Source organism: Paenibacillus sp. Root52, assembly GCF_001426865.1.
Taxonomy (GTDB): Bacteria; Bacillota; Bacilli; order Paenibacillales; family Paenibacillaceae; genus Paenibacillus.
Genome location: NZ_LMFO01000002.1, coordinates 68,946 through 94,720, shown reverse-complemented (window position 1 = coordinate 94,720; position 25,775 = coordinate 68,946). Strand labels below are relative to the sequence as shown.

Here is a 25,775-nt window from a genome sequence, read left to right as displayed (position 1 = left end):
TTCCTCTCCTCTATAAGTACTGACCTTCTTCAACTGAAAAAACGGTTATACACGTACAAACTAAGCCACGCGGCAAGGAGAACCCATACGATAATGAACAACGTAGCCGTGTACCAGTTTCTAGGTTTGCTTAAAATCTCCTGTGCTTTGGGTCTGTTCTCTTCAATGACCACCTGAGGTATCATTTTCAGAGCAAGGACGATGCCGATTGGAACGATAATGAGGTCATCCACATAGCCTAAAATCGGTATGAAGTCTGGGATAAGGTCGATGGGACTGAAAGCATAAGCTACAACACACAGTGTAAACAGCTTAGCAAACCATTTTACTCTAGGATCACGGTAGGATAGATACAATACGAGCAAATTGGATTTAAGCAATTTCGCAGTTTGTTTTATTTTTTGTAAAATGGTGGTAGTCCCCCTCTATATATGTACATCCTTTTTAACTTATCTAAGCGGAATGTATAGATCAATCTTGGAATTAGGGTGATCGTAACCCAAATAACGTTGATCATATAACTCAAAATCCTCTCGGTCGTCCATTTCCTCTTTCGTATTAAGCAGCCATGTTCCCCATATGTACTGGAAGGTCTGAGGCAGCGCGCGAAGTGACCCTGTATGAGTGAATACCGCGTAACGTCCTGCTGGAAGAGTCTTTTGTACAAATGGTTCAGGCAGATCTGCAAAAGAATCGACCTCCACGCCAGCAACCTCTGTGAATATCACCTCATCACTCATTTCGTACAAACTGTTCTCATGACACGCCTCGCAGACGCCAAAGCCCCGTCCAGGAATGGAACGGTGGGGGATCTGGGTAGCGATGTGGTTGAACGCCTGCCACAAGGCGGCTAGCTTATTATCCTTAAGTGTGGTGTGTCCACGTATTCCGGCGATCTTCGTCTCGGGAAACATAACAATGGTGGGTTGGATCGTGACATTGAGCGTCAGATGATCCAGAACATTAGCGTGCAGTTTCGACTTGGAAGCAATAAAGGTATCTAAGCGATTAATGCGGTATTCCTGTGGGCTGATCCTATAGTTGAATTTAAACGCACGGCTAAACGACTCGGAGGACTCGAATCCATTTTCCAGCGCAATCTCAATCACCTTTTTATTCGTATAAAGTAAAGCCTTCGCTGCACTTGCTAATCGCCGTTTCTTAATGTAACTGCCAATGCTCTCTCCCAATATCGCGCTGAATTGGCGGTTCAAATGGTAGTAGGAGTACCCTGCTGCCCGCGCAACCTCCTCCACTTTGATCGCTTCACCAAGCCTATCTTCGATATAGATGATCGCCTGCTCTAATGCTGGTCGGTAGTCCAATAGGAATCCCTCCATAATCAACGGTGCAATGATTGGTATCCGAACATCGCCAAGTCCGCTCTCTCCAAGCTAATCTGAATTGTAGTTGATGTTTCTGGTATGGGTTGTCTGATATCGTATGTGTGCCAGCCATTGGCGGCTCTACCGCCCCAACATAGCTCTATTATACCGTCTGCGGGGGAGAACAGCATGCTTTTGGTGGTGCCGAAATAGTCCTCAAAATAATGACAACACAGCCCATTGGGATAGCTCGACAATAACATGTCCTTGAGCTGTTCATGTGTTACACCAGTCGATCCCTCCAGTTGGGAAACAATCCACTCCGCTCGTCGCAAAGAATGAATCGCAGCCTGCGGCTCATAACTCACGAGTTCCGGAAGAACGGGATGATTGGTCGCCCAGAGGAACTGTTCTGGCGAGGCTGGATCAATGTGCTTAGTAGCTTGGTTACCATCCATCGTTTCGAATAAAGCAGCGTTACCGGATTGATCGAGCAACATCATATTGACATTACAGGCGATCGGCATGTCCTTGAGATAGAGCAGCGCTTCTTCAACATTAGTACAATGTTCCAGTACCGCGCGAATGGCCGCCCAGAAATGTAAGCCTTTAAGCTTAGGTGCTCGCATAAAGGGCTCAGCCCCAACGGGAAAACCGCAAGCACTCATCGTTACCGCAAGTCCATGCTCATTAAAACCATCGTCACGTCCAAAGCTCATCGTACTCGTTCCCATGTGTGTGTATTTACCAGTGACAGAGGTTCTAGCAAGAACAAAATCCTCCATCTGATGATTGAATTCATAGTTACGAGCAAGTAAGGGTTTGTTCAGTGCTGTCATCGAGGGCAGCAGGGCAATCTGGCTGCATCGCGGGAGCAGATAAGATAGGGCATAATATGCAATCTGTTTGGCAGGTACGCGCAAGGCCTCTGCAAATCCAGCAATCTCTTCCGATATGCCTGGGCACCATTCATCGAAGAGATGGATCGCTTCTCGATATTCGTTCTCTCCAAAGCCTTCAAGTGTGCGTGTATACGCGAGTTGTTGTGCTCTATTTTCAGAAATTAGTGTACCTAGTCTATGGCCAATCTCGTAGTTTGTACCTTGTAATTCTAGTGTGTGAACGGGAAGTGTTAACATCTCGAAACCTCCTTTTTTCCAAAGTTTACGGTAGGGAGATGAGGGGTGCATGATATTTTGTGCTGTTTTTTGAGCTATACTAAAGTAAGATGAAAAGTGGAATGAATGTTTTGAATTGCATTTCGTAAACCTGGTGTGCAGCACCTATCAAATGGATCAACATAGGAGGAATTATGTCCTGGAGTAAATTGAAGCAACAATTGGAGAGTTTCCTCTGTCCTGCGTTAGTTGGAAGAGTTGAATATGGATCAACCAGTTACCGGTATTCACCAGATAAGGCTGGACTTAGTTATCTTGTCGTAGATAAGAAGAACATTCTTAATATGATGGATAAGACGACCCCGATCCGCTGGTACCAGTCGGATCAGGAGATCAAGAATGATCCGCAGATTGAGATTCCGGTTAGTGATGAAGATATTGAAGAGGTTAGAAAAGCGACCAAAGGAAACGTGCCTGAGGATCGTCTACCCGTTATGGCAAGAAGTAAGAAAAGTACAGCCGTAGCGAAAGAGATCTTGTCCGCACAGACTGCACTAAGTAAATCCAATTTTAACGTGGTGGCAAATACATTTTTAACGACTTCAATAGAGGTAAGCCTGGAGAGCGATGATATTCTGTTGAATATTCTGGCTCTGGTGGACAGGCGTGTGGGCAAGAAGCGAATATTGAACATGTCCGAGAAGGTGAAGTCCAAGCATTCCGCTGTGCAGTATTTTTATGAGTTACGGCGTAGCTCGCTATAGCTTTTAGCTATAACTAGTTATGGTTTTTAAGTATCTCTTCTAACTGCCTCTATCGTGATATGATACTCGTATACAACGAGGGGGTTATTTACATGACTGATAAGTTCCAGATCGTAGGAAGTTTATTGCGGCCGGATGAGCTGCTAGAATATAAAACGCAAATTGAACACCGTGATGATATCCAGTATCCGTTCTATAACCATTTTGAGGGATATGCACAGTGTGAAACCAAAGCAATCGAGCAGGTGGTCAAGAAAGAAATTGAGCATAACCTGTCGATTATTACAGATGGTGAATTCTCCAAATCCATGTGGCATCTAGATTTTGTGTGGGGCTTTGGTGGAGTGGAGCGTTATATCGCGGATCATGGATACTTTTTCAGAGACGTAGACGGCACTTCGAAATATGAAACACGTAAAGACATTGGACTTCGCATCACTGGCGAACTGAGCGGCAAGAATCACCATTTCATTCAACTGTTCAAACAGCTGCAAGACACGGCAGGAGATCAGCAAACGAAGCTTTGCGTACCGTCACCTTCCCATATCTTCGGTGAGCTGTCCTGGTCGGATAACATTGGTGGCACAGATGCGGTGTACCAGAACATTCAGGAACTCAAAGCAGGGCTTGTCAAAGCTTATAAAGAATTCGTAACAGAATTCGCTGCAGCCGGCGGCAAAATCCTGCAATTCGATGATTGCTTGTGGGAGCTGTTTGCAGACGACAACCCGAACTCTCCGTTTACTGGGGAGCATATCAATCAAGACGAAGTACAGGGTCTCGCTACTGAATTCATTGATATTAACAACACCGTAATCGACTATGGCCATAGCCTTGGCTTGAAAATGTGGACCCATAACTGCCGCGGTAATTATGATTCCCGCAACATGGGTGGAGGATCATACGCAAAAATTGCGAATCTATTCCTGAAGCAGTTGAAGTATGATCGCTTCTTCCTAGAGTGGGATGACGATCGTGCAGGTTCGATTGAAGCACTGGAAGTATTCAAGGACAGACCTGAAACGGAAATCGTACTGGGACTGTTGTCTTCCAAAACGAGCACACTGGATGATGAAGATCGTGTACTTCGTCTGTTGGACGAAGCATCCAAAATCATTGATAAAGATCGCTTGCTGTTATCCCACCAATGCGGGTTTGCATCCTGCGACGGTGGTAACGAGCTAAGTGAATCCCAGCAATGGGCGAAGATTGATCAAGGTCAACGGATTGCCAAGCAATATTGGGGTAGCTAAGAACGTATTGGGAAAATAGCATTACTTCATTTGTCACTGTCGTAGACTCCAGACTCCAATAGCGATACATGAAGTTCATAGAGATGGCTTGCAGATTCAGCAATGGATCGCGAGTCATCTCTATTTTGTATGCCGACTTCAACCTTATATCCTTCCGATGAATTCCTTCTTGAGACGGATGCTACGATCCATCGTTTGCAGGAGGTCATTATTCTACCAAGATGTATGATGGAAATGAAGACAATAAAAGGGGATAAGTGCTTTATGTTCAGGCTCTAAGCCTTTTTATACGGCGTATAACACGGGAGGAAATGTTTATGATGAGGAAGCTGATTGAATTCAAACAGGTTTCAAAAGAATATCAGATTGGTGAAGTGCGAATCAAGGCGCTGGACGGCGTGAATTTTACGATAGCCGAGGGTGAGCTTGTCGTTATTTTGGGAGCAAGTGGTGCGGGGAAAAGCACGATTCTGAACATCCTTGGCGGCATGGATACAGCTACGTCCGGTCAGGTTATCATTGGCAATCAGGATATTACGAAATGGAGCGAAAAAAAACGAACTGCTCATCGCGGGGAGAATGTTGGTTTTGTATTCCAGTTTTATAATCTGATCCCAAATCTGAACGCATTGGAAAATGTAGAGTTTGCCACGGAAGTATGCCGGGATCATCTCGATGCGGAAGCTGTACTGACTCAGGTGGGACTATCGCATCGTCTGCACAACTTTCCATCTCAGCTCTCTGGTGGGGAGCAGCAAAGGGTTGCTATTGCACGAGCGCTCGCCAAGAATCCAATGCTTCTTCTATGTGATGAACCAACGGGCGCTTTGGACTACGTCACGGGCAAGGCTGTATTGAAGCTTCTTCAACAAGTGAATCGGGATCACAAAACATGTGTCGTGCTGGTCACCCATAATGCCGCAATCGCTCCAATCGCTGACAAAATTATTAAGGTTAAAAGTGGTGGCATCGAATCCGTCACGATCAATGATAACAAACAAAGCATCGAAGGAATTGAATGGTAATGAAGAAATTAATCGTGAAATTATTCAGAGATATGAAACAATCGGTTGTCCAATGTATCGCGCTGGTATTGGTCATCGCCGTAGGCGCCTTCTTCTATGCAGGATTAAGCAGCTACAGTCAGAAGCAGCGTGAGTATACTGAGGCTTATTTTGCCACATATAACTTAAGTGATCTCAGTGTGTATTACGATCGTATTGCTGCAGAAGATGTAGCACAATTAGCTAAAGTTGACGGAGTTGAACGTATTGAAGCGCGTTATACGAAGGATGCATTACAATATTTCGATGGCTATACAGCGGCATTTACCATCCATTCGCTCCCGCCTGAGAATCAGATTAATAGACCGATGATCATTGGGGGTCGTCTTCCTTACCAAGCGGATGAGATCATTATTGATTCCCACTATGCCGAAGAACATTTGTATCGGGTGGGTGATTCGATTCGTTTGAACACAAATGGAAGAGAAGTGGCGTTTGAGATCAGCGGACTGATCGAGAATGTAGAATATGTGAAGAAAAATGCTACGCAAGACCATAGAGCCTATGCCATAGCCTATGTCCCCCAAGAAGCGATTCCGAAGATTGCAGACAGTCTGTATTACAATGAATTGCTCATTGATGCCAAGGAAGGGCATGATGTGGATCTAATCGCGCAGACCATGGAAGCACAATCCGCAGACCTTTCGTATCTAGGGCAAACGAGCAAAGAGCGGTCGTTCGGATATGCCCAGATTCAGCAGACCATCTATAACAACGGCATGATGAGTAAAGTAATTCCACTTATTCTCTTTTTGATCTCAGCAATTATTTTGTTTCTAACCATGTCCAGAACAATCGATGCACAGCGTGGTCAGATCGGCATCATGAAGGCTCTGGGAATTAAGAATAGCTGGATTATGTTTCATTACATGGGGTATGCTCTGCTGGTTAGTTTAATCGGCTCTCTTGTAGGCTGCATCATAGCCCTATACGTGTTTATCCCATTGGTTACAGCATCTAGCGCCAAGTCGTATTCATTGCCTGGCATTACATTTTCACTCTCTCCATGGTTGATCCTACCGCCGCTACTGTTCTCTAGTATCTTTGGGCTCTTGTCCGTCTATTGGAGTGGTAGAACGATACTTAACGAGCGTGCAGCTTATATCATGCGTCCGAAGCCACCCCGCAACATGAAGAACCTACTGATCGAACGAATTCCAGGGATGTGGAAACGGATTTCCTTCAGTCACAAAATCATTTTGAGAAACCTATTTCTGAATAAAAAGAAGGCAATGGCAAGCTCCATCGGTACGATGGTGAGCATGGTGTTGCTGATCATCGCCGTAGGTACCCAAGCTTCATTGCTGAAAATAGCTAATCAGATTGAGGATGTGTACACCTATGATCTGAGAGTAGATTATAAAATGGGTACTGCATTAGAGGGGATCGATCTGCCCTCAGGCATTCAAAGCCAACACTTCATTTCTACACTACCTGTGGAATTAGTAAGTGGGAATAACAGAGAGAACGCTACGATGGTAGTGATGGACAAAGAAAACAACCTCATCAAATTGTTTGATCAAGCAGATCAACCAATAGCTATGGGTGATCATGGCGTGATTGTACCGAAATCCTATGCGGATCATTACAACATCGTAGAAGGCGACTTCATTCAACTGCGCTTCACGCAGCCGGAGCGACGGAACCAATCCGTAACGATGGAGGTTGCCCAGATTACGAATCAGTTTAATCACCCATCCTTTTATATAACTCCAGCCTATTTAGAGAGCTTCCAGATCGATAACCGTCCAACCTCGATGTTGATAAAAGCTAATAGTGATATGGAGTTAGCAAGCATACGCGATTTTTTTGAACAGGATCAGCGCGTAAACTCTCTTACGGACAAAGCCAGAATTCAGGAATCAGCCAGATATATACTGAATCAGAATCAGTTTATGTTTGTGATGTTCATCATAAGTGCGGTAGTTCTCTCCTTAGGAGCTGTCTACACAATCTCTTCTATTAACATTCATGAAAGGAATCGAGAATTAGCCACACTCAAGGTTCTGGGGTATCCTATAGGTAAAATTAACAGTCTTATTTTTAAGGAAAACATCATATTAACTGGCTTGGCAGCTGTTGTTGCCGTACCTTTAGGTATGTACTGTTTTACAATTGTGATCAATGCATTATCTAGTACCCATCAACAAATCCCAGATCAAATAAATGTGACAGGCCTGCTGATCTCCATACTACTGGCGTTCTTGCTTACCATGTTGTCCAATCTGCTATTGAGAAGGAACATTGCCAATATTCATATGACGGAATCGCTAAAAAGCGTAGAGTAACAGATAGAATTGCAGGAATTAGGGGAGCAAAGTAAATAGAAATTAGTGTGATATGCCCCACCATGAATCACAGTAGAGGACGCCAAAATCTCTACGATGATGAATGGTGGGATTTTTTTGCAAAACCTTTAGCTGGTGTTAAGCGTATTAATGACTATGACGATTTGAGAAATTATGTAGCCTGTAGGATTTAAAAGGAGATATTTCGGTATGAATGCTCAGACGGTTGCATGACAAGAAGGGAGAGCAGCACCCATGACACTTAATCCAACACCACTAAACCAAGAACAGCTCTTGAAGGATCTAGACACACTGGGGTATTCCAATAGGATGAAACAAATGGCGCTATTGGCGCGTGTACACCGAGATGATGAAGGCTATTCGGCGTTACTTATAAGCTTGCTGGAGAGCGGCACTGCGTACGAGGCACATTTGGCGCTGACTGGCGCTCAAGTCGCTAAGGATGCACAGGCTGTAATGTTCGCTATGCAGCATACCAAAGCAGGGGTCAGGGGGCGGGCAGCTAGATTGTTGCCAGAGCTCATCACCGATCCTGAATATGCCATTGAATCCGAGATCACAATGATGTCGCACCATTGCCGTCGCCATTTGTTGCAGAGCATTGTGAACATCGGTAGAGAGAATTGGGCAGAGCGATTGTTGCCGGTTGTGCTTACTCGCTGGGGAGCCCATGAGGCTGCTGTGTTATTGTCTGTATGCAGCGAGGAGACGGTTCGTAAACGGCTCTCTGACTTAGGTTATGCGGTACATAATTGGCGGAAGTTAACGAGACGTTTCCCGGATCTGGTTGCCGAATATCTGGAGAATGAGCTGCAGAAGGCTACGCAACGGGAAAAGGGATATGTATGGTGGAAGCTTTCTTCCGCCGTTGAGAAACTTAGTGTTACAAGACCGGCTATCGTTATAGATTGCGCCCTGAAGTATGGACCGAAGGACGAGATTCATCCTGTACTTAGGCGACAATTAGGTATTCTCATTCAGGCTAACCCTGAGGGTGTATTTGAACTGCTGACAAGAGAAGAGGCAAGAGGGTATCTTCTGAATCATGGGGTGCCAGCAGGTGTTCTGAACAAGAAAAAGTGGTTTACGGCAGTGCAATGGACGACACTAGTCACCTTGCTTGCCGAGCAGCCCCAGCATGTTGCCAAGGTGCTGGACACACTCGCTCCATCTTCTCGTCAAGCGATGTTTGATGCAGCCTATCCCGAAGCTGAGCGCAGAACACGTCTATTTCCTACTCTGCTACTGGATGTGTTGCCACATCAATTACGGGATAAGGAAGCTGCGCGGATGCTGGAGCTTCGGGAGATTCGGGATGATCAGTATCAGACGCTTGAAATTACAACAAGGCGTATGATTGGACATGCGAGAGCGGAGCTAGAGGGATCAGTTCAAGTATCTAATGCGGATGAGCGTGCCCTAGCTTATAGGCGGTTGATTCAGAGCACAATTCTATCTCGGCGCGGTATGGATGATACACTTCATTTCTTGATCCGAGTCAAAAACGACCAAGATCCGGTTCGATTTGCAGTTATATCGGAACTGTCGAATAGTCCCGCGCACATGTTCAAGGAGGAGCATATAGAGGATCTAACCGTGTTGATAGATAGTGTGGTTGAAGCACGAGATACCTCATATGGAACGAAGAACGTAACGGAAAGATTGGCTTTTGACTTACTGAGGGAGCATGCACTGGAGCCAGAGAGTAGGCTGTTTAAATTCGCTTTGCGAACTTTTGAGAGAATGGTTATGCGGGATGGGCAGTTAGTGTTGTTCGCCAAAGATTGGGATAGCATACCGAGTCATGCGCTTCAGATTTTGTTTGATGAAATCTATGCTTTTGCTATGGAAGCTAACAAGCGTGAAAATGATGATGTAGTCCTGCGGATGGCGAATGCGTTCGGTAAAGCTGTAGAGCGATTGCCGAAGCTCCAACATCTGTTAGAGCAACTGGTCAAAACTCAAAAGTCCCCTGCACAGGCTGTTCGGCACTGGCTAGCTCCCCATAAAACGCGGGACGAGAGAGTCAGAGAGCTAATCGAAAGAGATCCGTCCTTCATTGCATTCTATGAGGTGTTCAACCATCTGCATTTGAAACGACAAGAGTGGCTAGATCCGTTTATCACAGGAAAGGTTATTAAGGGAAAACATTTATCAGGCAAAACGATCTATCTTGTGCCAGCCTATAATGGCTTTTATCGATGGCTGCCGCGTCAGCAAAAAGTACTAGCTACCTTGCTAGAACGAGTCGCATTAGATGCCAAGCGCAGCTTCCGTGAGCGAGCATCGGCAATGAGAAATCTTGCGAGTATGCCCGACTATGCTTCGGATCAACTGGAAGTTCTGTTGCAGGACAAAGAAGTACACGTCGTTGAGGCAGCGCTTCATGCGCTTTCGTTATGGGAAGAGCCCGAGAAGGCACTCCCTATTTTGTTAGACAACCTAGAGGGAGACCGGGCACGTGTTGCGATGTATTCCATTCCTAGATGCGCACGCAGGGTAAGTCCTTTGTTGTTAACGTCCATTCTCTCCGAATTGTTAGACCGGGAGAAGCTGAAAGTTACGGTTAGAAAAGAAGCGATTCGACTTCTGGGCGCTTATAAAACGAGTGAGAGCATGTCTCTGCTCGTTCGGGAATACGAGAAACCGAATACGCACAAAGACGTGATCATTGCCATAGGTCATGCGGCAAGGCAGTGTCTTGACGACGAACGTAGCTGGGCGATGATGAGCACGATGGCTTCGTCTCCACAGCGGGACATCGCAAGGAGTTTACTGAATCAGCAGCCGGGTGATCTTCCCGTGGAGGCGCGTCCGCGGTATCTGCAATGGATTACAGAGATTGCAGGTCATACGGATTCGACTGTAGCGAAAGAGGCTTTCCGAGCAATGACCCAGTGGGTGAACGGGAACGAAGATGTGATTGCGGCTTGCGCGAGCAGAGTACTCGGGGATCTGCAGGATAGCACACGTTGGGAGGCGGCACTTAATACACTCATTGCAACTTGCCGTGATGGACAAACGAATGAACAGGTCATCGCCGTGTGCAGACAATTGGCTGAGACCGAAACGACAGCTGGTTGGAATGCAGGAGCCGAGCGAGATCTGCCACACCGGCAGCGTTTGCTCGCCTTAATAGACAAGCTCGCCTCATTGCCTCGCCCTGCAAGGCGGATACTTGTACCTTTGTATAAAGGCTTGATCGAATGTCTCCAGTCTCAAGATACGATGAAACCTTCTGTGATCAAGTTGCAATTAGCTATGACGGATTGGAGCGATACTGACGGAGCAGTCGCTAGTTTAAATGCTGTTATTCCGATGGTGGATGGACAGCCTTATTTGCTCGACTTTGCCTACCATCAGATCGCGCGGGTCGTCAATGGCAGCGTAGGTTACTGGAAACCAGAGGGTCTGCTTGAACTCGTAGACCGGTTGAACGCTCAGTCGCAGATCGCTTCCTCATATATAGGTCTTTCGCTGTTGAAGATCGCCGGTAAGGCTCTATTATGGAACGAGGCTTCTGCCGATCGGTTAAGGGCTTACCGTACTCATGAACATGAGATGATCCGCATGGTGGCATTAGATCTGTGGACTGTTGTTGAATAATATGATCTGAGTTCGCATTGGTTCTGAGTCCTTACTAAGCTAGAAAAAAAGAATAATTAGAGACCGGTCTCTACCTGCATCTGGGGGTGAGTCCGGTCTTTTTGATTTATTTCATTTTAGGAGCAAAAACACAATTGTGATTCATCTCACTTTCATGCTATTCCAGCTACTTTAAAATTAATGGAATGTGTATGAGGAGGAGAATGGATGATGAAACCTCAGATGATGCCTCAGCTGAAACCACGAGATTATGCTAAGTATCCGTTCATTGTGATCTGGGAGGTCACACGAGCGTGTGCTCTGAAATGTCTTCATTGCCGTGCGGAAGCCCAGTATAGAGCAGATCCAAGGCAGCTGACAACCGAGCAGGGGAAAAAATTGATCGATGACATTGCGGCAATGGAAGAACAGCCGTTATTTGTGTTTACGGGTGGTGATCCGTTAATGCGACCGGATTTATTTGAGTTGGCAGAGTATGCCATCAAGGAGAAGCAGCTTCCTGTCTCCATGACACCAAGTGCTACACCCAAGGTGACACGTGCTGCAATAACGAAAGCCAAAGAAGTGGGTTTATCCCGCTGGGCGTTCAGCCTGGACGGTTCGACAGCGGAGATCCATGACCATTTTCGCGGAACGAAGGGTTCTTACGATATGACGATGAAGGGCATCCAGTATCTGCAAGAAGCTCACATTCCGATTCAAGTGAACACCACTGTTTCCCGATACAACCTGCATGATTTGCAGGCGATTAGCCGCAAGGTGAAGGAGATGGGCGTGGTTCTGTGGAGTTTATTTTTCCTGATCCCGACAGGGAGAGCCCAAGAGAAGGATATGATTAGCCCAGAAGAGCATGAAGAGGTCATGAAGTGGATGGTACGTATTGCGCAAGAGATGCCTTACGGTGTGAAATCGACGGAGGCACCGCACTATCGGCGGGTGATGATGCAGGAGCGCGGGGCAGCAGGACCCGAGCGGAGCCCCATGAAACGTGTGGATATGCTGGGACGTGCACCTCAAAGTGTGAATGATGGGGATGGTTTTGTATTTATCAGTCACACCGGCGATGTGTATCCTAGCGGATTTCTGCCTGTCGTGTGCGGTAATGTGAAGGAGCAATCACTTATTGATGTGTACAGGAATTCTCCAGTAATGCAGACGTTGCGAGACAAGTCCCAATTGCAGGGCAAATGTGGCGTCTGTGAATTCAAAACGATGTGCGGTGGATCAAGGGCAAGAGCGTATGCGCTTACGGGAGACTATATGGCGAGTGATACAGCGTGTGCCTATATTCCGTCTGCGTTGCGACAAACATAATATTGGTGGGAAGTGTGAAATGGATAAACAACGCAGGAAGCAAATCGTTATTGCTGGAGGCGGAATCACGGGGCTCAGTACAGCTTATTATGTAGAGCAGTTGTGCAGGGCGCACGCTATTGAAGCAGAGATCGTGTTGATGGAGAAAAGTGATCGATTCGGCGGACATGTGCATACCGGGAAAAAGGATGGATTTGTCATTGAACGGGGGCCGGACTCGTTTCTTGCTCGTAAAACTTCCATCATTGAACTGATGCAGGAGCTGGGCATAGGGGATGACATTGTTGGCACAAGACCTGGGATATCCCACAGCTACATTGCTTATCGGAATCAGCTGCATCCCATCCCGGATGGCTTTATGCTTGGCGTACCGACGAAGTGGAAACCATTCATTACAACCAAGCTGATATCTGTGCGGGGGAAGGTGCGAGCTGCTGCAGATCTGGTTCTGCCAAGAAAGTCGAATGTGGAAGATGAGTCTCTGGGACAACTGCTTCGTAGACGCCTGGGAGATGAGGTGCTGGAACAGATTGCTGAGCCACTGCTGGCAGGGATCTATGCAGGCAATGCAGATGCACTAAGTGTGCAGGCTACCTTTCCGATGCTGCAAGAAACGGAACAAAAGCATCGGAGCCTGATTGTAGGTATGCTTGGTGTTCGGAAGAGCAGAGTTCCGAAGCAGGCGACGCAATCGAGCCAAACTGCGAATAAAAGTGGAAGTGGTAATGGTGATGGTAGTACAAGTACGGTGAAGAAAAGCATGTTTTTAAGTGCGCGTGGAGGGCTGGAAGGAGTCGTGACTCATCTCGAAAAGACGTTATCCTCCAGTATTAATATGATGAAGAATACGGAAATATCAGGTGTCACACATGAAGGGGAACGTTATGTTGTTCACTTGCATAATGGAACGAAGCTTCATGCAGATGCGATGGTAATTGCTACTCCAGCCCACGTAGCAGCTAAGTTGTTGCCAGACCAGTCTATATCCGAGTTACTGCAAACCATTCCCTATGCATCCGTGATGAATGTTGTACTTGCTTATCGCCAGCAGGATGTGGGCATCTCCTTGGATGCATCGGGCTTCGTAGTTCCTCGTAAAGAAGGACGTACGGTAACCGCCTGCACCTGGACGTCTTCCAAATGGGCACATACGGCTCCAGAAGGTCATATTCTGTTACGAGCTTACGTGGGCAAATACGGGCAGGAGAATGAGGATCAGCTCTCAGATGAGAAGCTGGTAAACCATGTGCGTCGTGAACTGGAAGAGATGATGGGCATATCTGCCGAGCCAATCTTTACGGAAGTGAACCGACTTCCCGATGCGATGCCACAATATAAGGTGGGACATTTAGAGCGTATGCAGGAGCTTGATGATGCATTGGCAACGGTTATGCCAGGTGTGTACCTCGGCGGTGGGGGATACCGTGGAATCGGAGTTCCGGATTGTATATCCCAAGGCAAGGCTATGGCGAATAAGTTGTTAACCAGATTAATAGATATGAGTGTGTAGTTTTTAGGTTCTTAACCAAATTGTCGCGGCTCTCTGGAGTGGCGGCTATTTGTGTTGTTGTTGGCTGAGAGAGAGAACATTAAAAGTGATGACTTCAGCTCTTTGTGAATGTATGATGTGGGAGCAACTGTGATAAAATAAATATAATTCTAATAACATCGTAAACTATGAATAGTGTTTCTATAGAAAGGGGCATATCCTCCAATGAATCTAGAAGAAGTGATGCAGGAGCTTGAAGCCTTGGGTAAGGAACGGACGAAAAAAATATATATGTCCAATGGCGCGCACGAACCACTTTTCGGTGTTGCTACTGGTGCGATGAAGCCGATGGCTCGCAAGATTAAGAAAGATCAGGCACTTGCCGATCAACTCTATGCTACGGGCAATTATGATGCGATGTATTTTGCCGGCGTTATTGCCGACCCCAAAGCGATGACTGCAGCGGATTTTGAGCGTTGGATGGAAACTGCTTATTTCTACATGATCACTGATTACATCGTAGCGGTCACACTCGCAGAGACGGATATTGCTCAAGAGGTTGCCGATGCTTGGATTGCGAGTGGGGATGAGCTGAAGATGTCAGCAGGCTGGAGCTGTTACTGTTGGTTGCTCGGAAGCCGGAAGGATGATGAGTTCTCCTCAGATAAGCTAGAAGCAATGCTGGTACAGGTGAAGGACACGATTCATGATTCGCCGGAACGAACAAAATTTTCTATGAATAACTTCATATATACTGTAGCGATATCTTATCAACCTCTACATGATCAGGCAGTGGAGACAGCTAAGATGGTTGGCCCTGTTGAAGTAAACAAGGACAAGCCTAAGAGCAAGTTAATACAAGCTTCTGAGAACATCCAGAAGGCCGTGGATCAAGGGCGGATAGGTTTTAAGCGCAAATATGTAAGGTGTTAGTACGAGATTGGATGAAGAAAACCGCTACCTATATGAACTGCACCTCCAATTGATAGTTGTGTCTAACAATTGGGGTGCAGTTCAAAAGGAGCGGTTTTCTTATTCTACTTGATGCACACCATAATTACGTATACAATCACAATTTCTTCATTCTGAGGATAGGGTCTTGATCATGAAAAGCAATACAAACTGCGAGTGAACTTGCACCAGGTAGTGATTGATATGCTTTGGCATAAGATACAACGGTTCTAGCGATTAAGTATATGGTTGAACCGAGAGCTGTCTCATTACCATCAAATCCTTCTAACGCATAAATGTCAGCAAACGCTTCTAAAGAAGGACCTTCTAGATCCTCAAGCCAATCACTAGCCCAATCATCATCATGATCCTCGAGTGAACTGTATTGCTCACAAATATAAAAAGCACTATCCCAGTTGTTATCTAAATCATATTCAAAGTAGATTGCTTTGGCCGATTGTTGCTGAGCCAATGTAATAGATTGGTGAAGGCCAGATTTAAGGTCATGCACATACTCATTTAAGTTTACTTGCTTAATTGCAAGGGCTCGATCCACTCCAGCTAACTTGGAACAAATACGAAAATACTTTTCTTCAATGTCTTCAAGGTGCTTACCACTTAAATCTACTTGTAGTTCATCTAAATACTGGAATATATCCATCGGGCTACCTCCAATGTTACTAAGATTGAGTTTAGGCTGATATATTTTGTGGTTAACATGAGTTTATTTTCACTTGAAGGAACTATCTACCATCATTAATGGCTTTGAAGAGTAGTTCTTCGTAAGCCTTCACACTATCGCTATCTACTGCTTCTGCCCCTGTAAACACATTCTTAGTGTTGTGATAGAAGGCAAGAGCGAAGTCCCTTACAACAGAAACATCGTGATGTTCTAACACAATGGCTTGAAATAAATTGTTTAACATGTATTCTGCATTCGAGCCGTCTTCGAGATATTGGAAATTAATAAACTCCTGAAGGACATGATACTTAAACTCTTCGAGTTCATCTGTTGTAGGCTTGTACTCCCGAGCAAGCTTTTCAGTAGCTTCCGCTTTGGCTGTAGGTGAAAGGTCGCTGTCAGCCAATTCATTTACTTTTGATCTCCAATCTACCGATGCTTGTTCTGTTTGCTCAGTCTGTTCCGGCTGTTCGACGGCACTGGTCGTAGATACTTCCTCTTTTGCCACATCCGTATTTTCTGCTTCAGTTGCTGTTGCGCTTTCTGTACCTTCTGTACTTTCAGTACTTGCTGGTGCAGTCTCTCCTGCCTTTGTCGTTGCAGTGCACGCACTCAACACGGAAGCTACAATAAAAGCTGATAAAACGAGTGCTAATTTCTTCACAATATTTCCTCCATTGGTATGTAATCTTAATAAGTCTACCAGATGATATGTGAAGTTTCTACGTTCATTGAGTTCATTACAAGATGTGTAGGCATATAAAAAGGGTCATTTACGCCGATGCGGATGTTCATATCATTTGGTGATAATAAGGTAAAATGCCACAGATTGATTCTCATTCATCCGCCTCATTATATGATATAATTTTTCACTGAGCGTACAATAATGGAGATCAAGCACGGTTATATGTAGCTACTTCATACCTGCGCCCCGTTTGCAATTTAGCATAGGTGGAAGACTTCATAGGCAGCATTCATGTCTAGCATATGGGAGCTGCGGATAGATAAAATTATTTTATTATAGGAGTTGTCTAACGGAACATGAATAAAAAAGAAGTCGCGCATATACGCAAACAATTCAAATTGGATCACGATCTACTGAATATTTACGATATTCTTAACGTCTATATTACGAAGGAAACAAATGAGGTCTACCATTGGGAGCGCCACCCGTTTGAGCTCGTGGATCGGGAAAAGCAAGAGCTATACATGGGGAATTTCAAAAAATTATTGACTGGCGAACTGGATCAAAAATTGTTCGAACTGAAGTTTCAAGAACAGGCCGAGGAGCCTGCACAGGTGATGCTGCACCAAGCACTCGTAACAGGTGATCCGGACGAATGGTCAGACCTGATGTTGCTGCTTGTGGATCGTATGCTGACCGATGCGAAGTATGAGCGGGACATGGTAGTTACGTTTGTTAAGGGGCAATACTACTTGCCGACTCAGGCCAGAAACGAAGCAACGGAAGAGAGTGAGAAGAACGAAGTGTTTGCTCATCCCTTCATTCTGTGCAGCGTAAATTCAACGGAAAAACAAAAGAAGACAATGTTGTTTGACTATGTGGAACGGGAGTTTAAGTATAATGTCATTGTTGATCCGATTATCAAATTGAGCACGCCAGAGCAGGGGTTCCTGTACCCAAGCGTGACAGACAATTATTCTGACGTAAATCGTGTTCTATACTGTACCGGGAAATCCAATTTTCCAGATCCACACTTTGTAGAACAGGTGTTGAATGGCGATCGGTCTGTGACAGCACTGGAGGAACGTGCGATCTTTGAGGATATCGTGAAGGAGATCACTGGTGAACAAATGGATGCATCCACACTTGCTCATGTATATGAAGAGATTAATCGGGTCATTGAAGTGAGTGAAGAGTCACATGAGGAAGAGCCGCCGAAGCTTGATTACAAGGATGTGGAGCGTGTACTCACCGCGAGCGGTGTAGAGGATCTGACAGAGGAGAAAGTAGAGCGGGCATTCGAGACAATTGTGGATAACAAGAACTATGAGTTGAAGGCCAATAGTGTCATGCCGAAATACACTTCCAAATCGATCAAAATTGATACAAAGGTAGCCACAATCTCCGTTAGTCCGCAAGATCTGAAATACGTAAGACAAGTCAACTATCAGGGCAAACGCTGCATTATGATTGAGGTTGATGAGGATGCCGTTATTGAAGGATTTACACTTACTACAGAGACGCTATAAAAAGATAATCATATGAAATTTCCATGGGATTAATCCAACATCTCAAACACAGTAAAGAGCCAATGCCTAAGCGATATCGCCAAGGCATTGGGCTTCTTTACGTTTCGGAAGAAGGGGATATACCTCTTTCCTTAACGCTTTTATGTTGTTCATTCGCCGTGCGGCATCTCTGCTCTTGGGGCTCAGCGCTTTATCAACTGCTGCTAGATGATGATGCAGCTGCGGCCGCAGATGCCGCGGCAGCAGCCATCGCTGCCTGCTGGGCTATGAGCATGTTCACGATGCTGGTCGATAAACTTGTGGTCAGTACGCCCTTTTGCAAATTCTCAACATGGCTCGTGGCAACAAGCGCCGAAGAATGAAGCAATAGCTCTTGTTTGGTAACTGACCAAGAACCAAAACCTTTTTGCTGACGCAGTCCTTCGAAGGTTTGGGTAACCTCTTCCACAATCGTGCTTGCTTCAATGGGAAGCAGGGAGAGTACACCCAGTGTAGGCAGCGTCTGTGCTCTGTCCATTCGTAAGCCGCTTGTGCGGAATGTGTCGTTTAATTCAAGTAATCGAGTTCTAGTCTGCATAGAGTCTTCTCCTAGGGTTAGCACTTGAGTTAATGTCTGCAGGCCATTCCCAATGGAAAATTCTCGTCGAAGCTCCGTGTAGTGTTCCTCCATGCGTTCGATAGCAGGTTCGGGCTCAAGTGTGGACAACGCAAGCATCGAAGCAAATATGTAATCATCTTTACCTGTCAGGAAAGAATGCTCCTTCTTCATTAGATCATAGAACATTTTTGTTCGCTGTACTGTGTCTTGAAGGGTTTCCTTAGGCGCATGTGCAGCAATCTGGTATGAAGCGATCACGAGGTAATCCGAGGCGTAAAATTTATGTTCCTTCATTACGTCATACACCATCAGGCTGTCAGCCAGCAAGCTCTCTCGATCTGGCGAAAGGGATAGTAGGGTAGCGAGCAGGATAGACGTATTTCCTCTGAAGGTAGAGAATAATCCAGTATTTTCCCTAATTCGCTCATAGTTCTGTTTGATATCCTCCGTATCAACGGTTTTATTTTCGGATGCGTACAATAAGGCTGCCAGGCGATGGATCATCACATTTTGCCATTTAAACGCTTTTTTCATCAAGTGAGTATTGGAAACGAATAATTCACTTCTTGCTGCGTGTTGCTCTAACATAAGTCATCCTCCTGCCAAGTTCGTATGATTTCGATTTGAGATAGTTATCATTTTATACCCAGCCTGTGAATTCCAAAATAGAGGCTTTGGCAGATTGAGCTTCGGACTGTGCGGCTTTTCGCCAGGCTTTAGGTGATTCTCCCATCAGTTTGGCGAAGCAGCGGTTAAAGCTGGAGATGGAACGGAAGCCAACTTGCTCAGAGATAGATAGAATGGATGCTTCCGTGCTCTTCAGTCGTTTGCATGCCTCTTCAATCCGAGTGCTATTCAGAAATTCAAGCGGTGTCGTTCCCATAAGTTCGTGAAACTTGCGGCGAAAATGTGTGGTGCTTAGATGGCATAGATCGGCGAGGTAATCGACGCTTACAGGCATCATATAATTTTTGGTGATAAATTCCAGTACCGGTGAAATGACCAACTCCCCTTGAAGGTCAGGCTCCTGATCATGTTCAGACCAGCTCTCATTGTTAGCATGAATTCGTAGCAGTTCAATATATAGTGACATTAACAAGCCATATGCGCTCTCCTGATAATAGGGGGACTGCTGCTTGATTTCTTCCACGATGGATGTTGCGAGTGTGTAGATCTTCGGATGCTGCTCTTTATTCAAAATGCAATTTGTTCCCTGTATCGCCCATAGGTTAGGTTCAATGTGGCTTTGAGCTGTTTTTAGTGAGTGACGGAAGAGCTCTTCTGGGGAAAAAAAGATATACGCCCACAAGCTCGCGGTATTAGGTGAACTGTATGTAGTGTGCGGAAGATAGCGGGGAATAAACGTGATGTCCCCTGCCCGAAAAGGCACAGATTCCCCCTTAATCTCCATAATGCCTCCATCGGAATAACAGATGCCAATCTCCATGTGGTTATGAAAATGAAGGTGTTCACTCTTGATATCTGATATTTTCCAGCGATCCCCGCTGAGCAGCAGGACAGGAAAATCAATGGGCAGGCTGTAATGCCGGTATTCAATGACGGGTTTCTTTTTTTTTGGCATATTCGATGCTCCCATTCATAAATGATTGAAATTGCGCAGTTTTGTTGCGAATATGCTTAGATTGAGACTATTTTACTGCGTACAATGGAATAAGTAAAGCGTTTACAAAAATGGACGGACACCTCTCAGAACACACTTGGGGGCGTGTGCGCAGGAGAGGGGTATGACAATGCTTCAAGTGAAATATGACAGAGAAGAGATTCTTAAGGTTATTGATACCGTTACGAAGAAAACACTAGATATGGATTTGACATGGGATTGGCCCTGCGGTGTAGCCTATTACGGAGTATCTAGAGCTTATCAGACGACAGGCAACCAAGAGATTCTGGACAGGCTTGTGAAGTGGGCAGACGAATATATTGAGCTGGGTCTTCCGAGCTGGACAGTAAATACATGTGCGATGGGGCATATGCTGATTACACTTTATGAAGAGACTGGGAATCAGAAATACTGGGACATTGCGATGAGCAAGGTGGATTATCTCCAGAATCATGCGCTTCGTTTTGGAGACAACGTGCTTCAGCATACAGTATCGGTTGCTAATGATTTTCCGGAACAGGCATGGGCAGATACCTTATTTATGGCGGCGTTTTTCCTGCTTCGTGTCGGTAGCAAGCTGAAGGATGAGGCGATGATTCAAGATGCCTTGAATCAGTATTACTGGCATATCAAATACCTGCAAGATCCGAGCACAGGTCTGTGGTATCACGGCTATAACAACGTAAACAAGGATCATATGTCCGGATTCTATTGGGGAAGAGCGAATGCGTGGGGAGCGTACACGATGTCTCAGGTAAAACCTCAGTTGAAAGAGTGGTACTTATACCCGCAGTGTATGGACGTGGAGTGTTCGCTTCGCGATCAATTGGCAGCGCTGAAGCTGCTTCAGACAGAGAATGGCCTGTGGCGGACAGTTTTGGATGATGCTGAATCGTATGAGGAGGTATCTGCATCCAGCGGAATCGCAGCAGCTATGATTAATAACGGTAACCCGCTTCATACCAAGTATGTGCAGAAGGCGCTGGAAGGTATTTTGCAAAATATTAGTGAAGATGGTCGTGTCCTAGGGGTATCCGGTGGCACTGCAGTAATGAAAGACCGAGATGGGTATCGCAATATACCTAAAGATTGGATTCAAGGCTGGGGTCAAGGGCTCACACTCGCTTTTCTGTCCGACATGTTGAGATAGGGAGGGAATCAAGTTGTCGAAAACAACGAAAGGCTCTTTTACATTACCGGGCGAATCCGGTTATGAGGCGCTAACGCTGGAACTTGCTGAGCGCTGGGGCGCAGATGTCATCCGTGATAGTGATGGTACGAAGTTGTCTGATGAGATCATTAATGCCGGGTATGGTATCTACTCGACCATTTGCATTATTCGGGATCACAACGAATGGGCATCTCGTAATCTAGATAAGCTGCAACAGTGTTTTTTGATTACGAATCCGAAGGTGGCTGTACAAGATTATATTTCCATCTATCTGATGGAGGACTTTTTTGCTGAACAGTTCAAGGTGAATGACTCGAAAGAGGCATTTAAGTATTGGCAGGTATACGACCGAACGACGGGTGAGGAAGTACCAAGAGAGCAGTGGAATTATGAGCGGGAGTCTGGGAATGTTGTTCTCACCGGCATTGTTCCTTGGCATAAATACACCGTGAGTTTCTTGGCTTATCGGATCTGGGAAGAGATCTCCATGTACAATCACACCACCAATCATTGGGACAAAGAGCATCTCATGCAGATTGATCCGATCTATACCGAGACGCAAACGTATCTTCTGGATTGGATGGAAAAGTGGTGTGTCCAGCATCCGGAAACAACGGTTGTGCGATTTACATCCTTGTTCTATAACTTTGCCTGGATCTGGGGGAGTGATGAGCGTAACCGCCATTTGTTCTCAGACTGGGGTTCATACGATTTTACCGTAAGCTCCAGAGCACTGGATCTGTTTGCCCAGAAGTACGGGTATTCCTTAACGGCAGAGGACTTTGTGAACGGCGGAAAATATCGGGTTAGCCACGTTCCAGCAGAGAAACGCAAATTAGACTGGATGGCATTTATTAATGATTTTGTCATTGAGTTCGGGAAAAAGCTAATTGACATTGTGCACAGGCATGACAAGTTAGCCTATGTATTCTTCGATGATAGCTGGGTGGGGATGGAACCCTACAATGATCGTTTCGAGGAGTTTGGATTCGATGGTATGATTAAATGTGTATTCTCCGGTTATGAGGCGCGGATGTGCTCCGAGGTTAAAGTGGATACGCATGAGATCCGCTTGCATCCATACCTGTTTCCAGTGGGATTAGGTGGACTGCCTACGTTCAAAGAGGGCGGAGACCCTACACTGGATGCGAAGAAATATTGGATTAACATCCGGCGTGCGCTGCTAAGAGAGTCGATTGATCGAATCGGACTGGGAGGATACTTACATCTGGTCGAGCCTTATCCTGACTTTGTGGCGTATATTGAGAAGATTGCCAATGAATTCAGAGAGATGAAAGAGCTGCATCAGGCTGGCAAGCCGTATGAATTGAAGACCAAGGTAGCTATTCTGCATAGCTGGGGCAAATTAAGATCATGGACGTTGTCTGGGCATTTCCACGAAACGTATATGTATGATTTGATTCATATCAATGAGGCATTGTCGGGGTTACCGGTTGACGTGCAGTTTATTGATTTTGAAGATATTCGTCAGGGAGCACTTGAACATTGTGATGTCGTGATTAACGCGGGTTCAGCGGGATCTGCCTGGAGTGGTGGAGAACACTGGAATGACCACACCTGTGTGGATATTCTGACTCAGTGGGTGTATGAAGGGGGAACCTTCATTGGCGTGAATCAGCCTTCAGCGGTTCCTGGCTATGACCACTTTTTCAGAATGGCACATGTGCTGGGCGTCGATGAGGATACTGGCGCAAGAGTAGTTCATGGCAAATGGTCGTACACCGTGAAGGATGAGCATCAATTAGTTCCTGAGGGAGCGACTATAAAAGGCAAAAATAACATTTATCTTACCGATGGAGCAGCAACTGTGGTCAATGATCAAGATGGCGACATTACGCTGTCTACGCATGACTTTGGTAAAGGAAAAGGAATTTATCTGCCTTCATTCGAATTCACTTGGGCAAATACAAGATTATTGCTGAACTTAATTCGTCTAGCAGGTCATGAGCCGAGTGAGCCAAAATACATTTCAGATAATTGGTATACAGAGTGTGCCTACTATCCAGAAAGTAAGATATTAGTTGTGATCAACAATAGTGATCAGGCTCAATCCACGACGGTTGATACGGAGTATGGACGTCAAACGTTCACACTCGAACCGTATGATACGGTGATCACGAATATTGGTGTAATGAAGTCCGTAAAGGATTAATTACATTTTAAGTTAACGGTATATTAAAAAAAGCTCAAACGACTGACGAGATTCGTCGGAAGCTTGAGCTTTTTGTCTGGGATAGATTATATAAACGAACATAATGTCCTTTCGTCCGTTTATATTGTTCAGAAAACCTTTATTTCCGACTAGATTGATAAGTGAAATGCGTATTATACATTTATTTGATAGTAAATGCAATAGGAAAAAGATTGCTTTTCGTCGAATGATCGTTTATTCTAAAAAAAGGAAGTCTATTACATTTTAAGAGGAGGTTTGGCTGATGGAAAACATGATGATGATGAACATGATGATGAATATGTGCATGGAAGAAATGATGTGCAAAATGAAGTCCATGAAAATGATGATGGAATGTATGGAAGACAAGAGCATGATGGAAGGCATGGATATGAACAAAATGATGTCCTGCATGCAAGAATGCGATGAAATGATGACCACGATGATGGGCATGATGAGCAACATGAAGAAAGCATCCATGTAATCATAAGTAATTAAGGAATCAATGATTGATCTGTCAAGCTGGCGGGCTTTACAATATTGCAGAACAGACTACTGTATGCAACCAAAAACCATAATAGCCTTATCATAGGGCGGGTTAAGCAGACAAACTGCAGACCGGCTTTTTTCTTGTTTTATTGATGTTGAAGGATTTTACGTGAAATATCAATTCTCATAAGTTTTAATTTGAACCATTGCTCCTGTAAAGACTCCGTCTGATATCCTTCGGAAGCAACTCGCAATTTACTAAAAATCTCCACCAGTTGCTTATTGATCCGATCATAGCTGGCAAGCAACTCACGAAGCATGATGGATTTCTGTTCTTCTTCAAGCAGCGTGTTCTTCTGATCACGAAGCTTCCCCAGAATATCTTCAGCCCATGCCGAATCACCGATTCTACGGGCATAATTATATAAATCCAAATAATCGTTAACCCAAGCTTGTGTCCAAGAACTCATGGCGTTATTCACTCCAGTCAGCTACGCTTTTCTATATACCGATTATTATACCCGGAATAATATAATTTACAAGTGCTGAACTGATTTTTTCTTCACAAAATATAACGAAAACGCAATGGAGATCGCCTTTACTGTCTAATGATATCAATGATTTTGTGCTGAGCATCTATAGCTTCAGGGATCGGGTATAACACGAAGACATGATTCATTTTGGGATAAACAAAGGTATTGTGCTCAATGCCTTGATCCGTAAGCATTTTATCAAGCTTCATGTTATCGGGAAATAATCCCTCGTGGGTTCCAATAAAGATACTAATCTTGCCAAGCCCTTCAAAATCACCGTAGATCGGGCTGATGAGTGGATCGTCTAAAGGTTTATCGGCTGCCCAGATCCGTCGAATCACATCATATCCTTCCAAGGCAAGCATCGGATCTCTAGTTTCATAATCAAAGATGACGGGGTTGTCCAGCACCATATCAACGCATGGAGATAACAAAATAATATCTTTGGGCTGTGGCAAAGAATTCATGTTGATGTAATGAGCGAAGCTAAGTGAAATATTGCCCCCTGCTGAATCTCCCATAATGGTGAGTTGAGAGGGAGATTTTACGGATCTAATCATTTCTCGGTACAGATTTAGGAGTTTAGGGTACGTATGCTGATAATTAAAATGAGGCACTTTAGGATAGATTGGAGCGATAACTTTGGCATTCAGCGCTTGTGCCATGCGATCCATGAACCGCCAGTGAAAGGACAAAGGCTGATGGGTATGCGCACCTCCATGGATATATAGAATTACGTTTTGGTTAGTAGACTGCTGATCATTCAAGGTGAATACCTGCATATCTTCAAAGGAGCCTTCGACTATGGTAGACGTTAGCTTAACCTTCCCTAGCTGATAGGCTTTGGTATTCTGGGTACCCATGTGCTCAAGATGCTTCATTGTGCTTTCCCGTGAAGATAAATTTTTCTTGGTGTCTAGCAATCCGATATATTTCTCAAAGAGATAGCTCATGACAGAACGTTTGTTAGGATATATATTTACACTCATCTATATGCCGCCTTTCATGGTTGAAAAGTAATACATCTACAGTATAAAGGTTGAAGTATACTTCAAGGTCAAGGCTGGAAAAGCGTGTTGTCTA

The 25,775-nt window shown here is 45.0% G+C and carries 21 protein-coding genes; 12 read left to right on the top strand and 9 right to left on the bottom strand.

Annotation, left to right across the window (positions count from 1 at the left end):
* Positions 1-29: 29 nt before the first annotated feature.
* The 3 genes from ASD24_RS05605 to ASD24_RS05595 all read right to left on the bottom strand — a co-directional run bounded on the left by ASD24_RS05605 (position 30) and on the right by ASD24_RS05595 (position 2,464).
* On the bottom strand, positions 30-380 hold the full coding sequence (locus ASD24_RS05605; protein ID WP_235540399.1) for a YkvA family protein: 351 nt from the start codon (positions 378-380) through the stop codon (positions 30-32).
* 69 nt (positions 381-449) lie between these two features.
* Positions 450-1,325: an AraC family transcriptional regulator gene (locus tag ASD24_RS05600; protein ID WP_056692843.1), complete on the bottom strand. Its 876-nt coding sequence runs from the start codon at positions 1,323-1,325 to the stop codon at positions 450-452.
* A 17-nt stretch (positions 1,326-1,342) separates the two neighbouring features.
* Complete coding sequence (locus ASD24_RS05595; RefSeq protein WP_056692841.1) at positions 1,343-2,464, bottom strand: C45 family autoproteolytic acyltransferase/hydolase; 1,122 nt, start codon at positions 2,462-2,464, stop codon at positions 1,343-1,345.
* A gap of 173 nt (positions 2,465-2,637) precedes the next feature.
* On the opposite strand from ASD24_RS05595, the gene ASD24_RS05590 reads away from it, so the two are divergent.
* The 8 genes from ASD24_RS05590 to ASD24_RS05555 all read left to right on the top strand — a co-directional run bounded on the left by ASD24_RS05590 (position 2,638) and on the right by ASD24_RS05555 (position 15,175).
* On the top strand, positions 2,638-3,207 hold the full coding sequence (locus tag ASD24_RS05590) for an SF0329 family protein (RefSeq protein WP_056692838.1): 570 nt from the start codon (positions 2,638-2,640) through the stop codon (positions 3,205-3,207).
* 92 nt (positions 3,208-3,299) lie between these two features.
* Entirely contained in the window at positions 3,300-4,460 is a 1,161-nt protein-coding gene (locus ASD24_RS05585) for a cobalamin-independent methionine synthase II family protein (protein WP_056692837.1), read from the top strand.
* A 320-nt stretch (positions 4,461-4,780) separates the two neighbouring features.
* Entirely contained in the window at positions 4,781-5,485 is a 705-nt protein-coding gene (locus ASD24_RS05580; protein ID WP_056693026.1) for an ABC transporter ATP-binding protein, read from the top strand.
* Positions 5,485-7,812: an ABC transporter permease gene (locus ASD24_RS05575; RefSeq protein WP_056692834.1), complete on the top strand. Its 2,328-nt coding sequence runs from the start codon at positions 5,485-5,487 to the stop codon at positions 7,810-7,812. Before ASD24_RS05580 ends, ASD24_RS05575 begins: the two co-directional genes overlap by 1 nt.
* A 255-nt stretch (positions 7,813-8,067) precedes the next feature.
* A complete protein-coding gene (locus tag ASD24_RS05570) occupies positions 8,068-11,439 on the top strand; it encodes a HEAT repeat domain-containing protein (RefSeq protein ID WP_056692831.1) in 3,372 nt (1,123 codons plus the stop codon).
* A 222-nt stretch (positions 11,440-11,661) separates the two neighbouring features.
* Complete coding sequence (locus ASD24_RS05565) at positions 11,662-12,753, top strand: TIGR04053 family radical SAM/SPASM domain-containing protein (protein WP_056693023.1); 1,092 nt, start codon at positions 11,662-11,664, stop codon at positions 12,751-12,753.
* A gap of 19 nt (positions 12,754-12,772) precedes the next feature.
* On the top strand, positions 12,773-14,263 hold the full coding sequence (hemG, locus tag ASD24_RS05560) for a protoporphyrinogen oxidase (protein WP_056692829.1): 1,491 nt from the start codon (positions 12,773-12,775) through the stop codon (positions 14,261-14,263).
* Positions 14,264-14,467: 204 nt separating this feature from the next.
* Entirely contained in the window at positions 14,468-15,175 is a 708-nt protein-coding gene (locus ASD24_RS05555) for a DNA alkylation repair protein (RefSeq protein ID WP_056692826.1), read from the top strand.
* A gap of 136 nt (positions 15,176-15,311) precedes the next feature.
* On the opposite strand, the gene ASD24_RS05550 is transcribed toward ASD24_RS05555, so the two are convergent.
* Entirely contained in the window at positions 15,312-15,854 is a 543-nt protein-coding gene (locus tag ASD24_RS05550; RefSeq protein WP_056692822.1) for a hypothetical protein, read from the bottom strand.
* Between the two features lie 82 nt (positions 15,855-15,936).
* Complete coding sequence (locus tag ASD24_RS05545) at positions 15,937-16,539, bottom strand: hypothetical protein (RefSeq protein WP_056692819.1); 603 nt, start codon at positions 16,537-16,539, stop codon at positions 15,937-15,939.
* A 377-nt stretch (positions 16,540-16,916) separates the two neighbouring features.
* Here ASD24_RS05545 and ASD24_RS05540 point away from each other — a divergent pair, with 377 nt between their 5' ends.
* Complete coding sequence (locus ASD24_RS05540) at positions 16,917-18,089, top strand: DUF4317 domain-containing protein (RefSeq protein ID WP_056692818.1); 1,173 nt, start codon at positions 16,917-16,919, stop codon at positions 18,087-18,089.
* Between the two features lie 193 nt (positions 18,090-18,282).
* Here ASD24_RS05540 and ASD24_RS05535 read toward each other — a convergent pair whose 3' ends face one another.
* Positions 18,283-19,275, bottom strand: coding sequence for a DUF4003 family protein (locus ASD24_RS05535; RefSeq protein WP_056692815.1), 993 nt, complete (start codon positions 19,273-19,275; stop codon positions 18,283-18,285).
* A gap of 52 nt (positions 19,276-19,327) precedes the next feature.
* Complete coding sequence (locus ASD24_RS05530) at positions 19,328-20,269, bottom strand: AraC family transcriptional regulator (protein ID WP_056692812.1); 942 nt, start codon at positions 20,267-20,269, stop codon at positions 19,328-19,330.
* A 169-nt stretch (positions 20,270-20,438) separates the two neighbouring features.
* Between ASD24_RS05530 and ASD24_RS05525 the strand changes: the two genes are divergently transcribed.
* The 3 genes from ASD24_RS05525 to ASD24_RS05515 all read left to right on the top strand — a co-directional run bounded on the left by ASD24_RS05525 (position 20,439) and on the right by ASD24_RS05515 (position 24,154).
* Positions 20,439-21,458, top strand: a complete 1,020-nt coding sequence (locus ASD24_RS05525) for a glycoside hydrolase family 88/105 protein (RefSeq protein WP_056692809.1) — start codon at positions 20,439-20,441, stop codon at positions 21,456-21,458.
* Between the two features lie 13 nt (positions 21,459-21,471).
* Positions 21,472-23,652 (top strand): 1,3-beta-galactosyl-N-acetylhexosamine phosphorylase, encoded by a 2,181-nt coding sequence (gene gnpA / locus ASD24_RS05520; protein ID WP_056692806.1) that lies wholly within the window; start codon positions 21,472-21,474, stop codon positions 23,650-23,652.
* Between the two features lie 283 nt (positions 23,653-23,935).
* Complete coding sequence (locus tag ASD24_RS05515) at positions 23,936-24,154, top strand: hypothetical protein (RefSeq protein ID WP_056692804.1); 219 nt, start codon at positions 23,936-23,938, stop codon at positions 24,152-24,154.
* Positions 24,155-24,305: 151 nt separating this feature from the next.
* Here the strand turns inward: ASD24_RS05515 and ASD24_RS05510 are convergent, their stop codons facing one another.
* Entirely contained in the window at positions 24,306-24,629 is a 324-nt protein-coding gene (locus ASD24_RS05510) for a hypothetical protein (RefSeq protein WP_056692802.1), read from the bottom strand.
* Positions 24,630-24,757: 128 nt separating this feature from the next.
* Positions 24,758-25,681 carry an alpha/beta hydrolase fold domain-containing protein gene (locus ASD24_RS05505; RefSeq protein ID WP_056692799.1) on the bottom strand — a complete coding sequence of 308 codons (924 nt, stop codon included), beginning with the start codon at positions 25,679-25,681 and terminating at the stop codon, positions 24,758-24,760.
* Positions 25,682-25,775 lie beyond the last annotated feature (94 nt).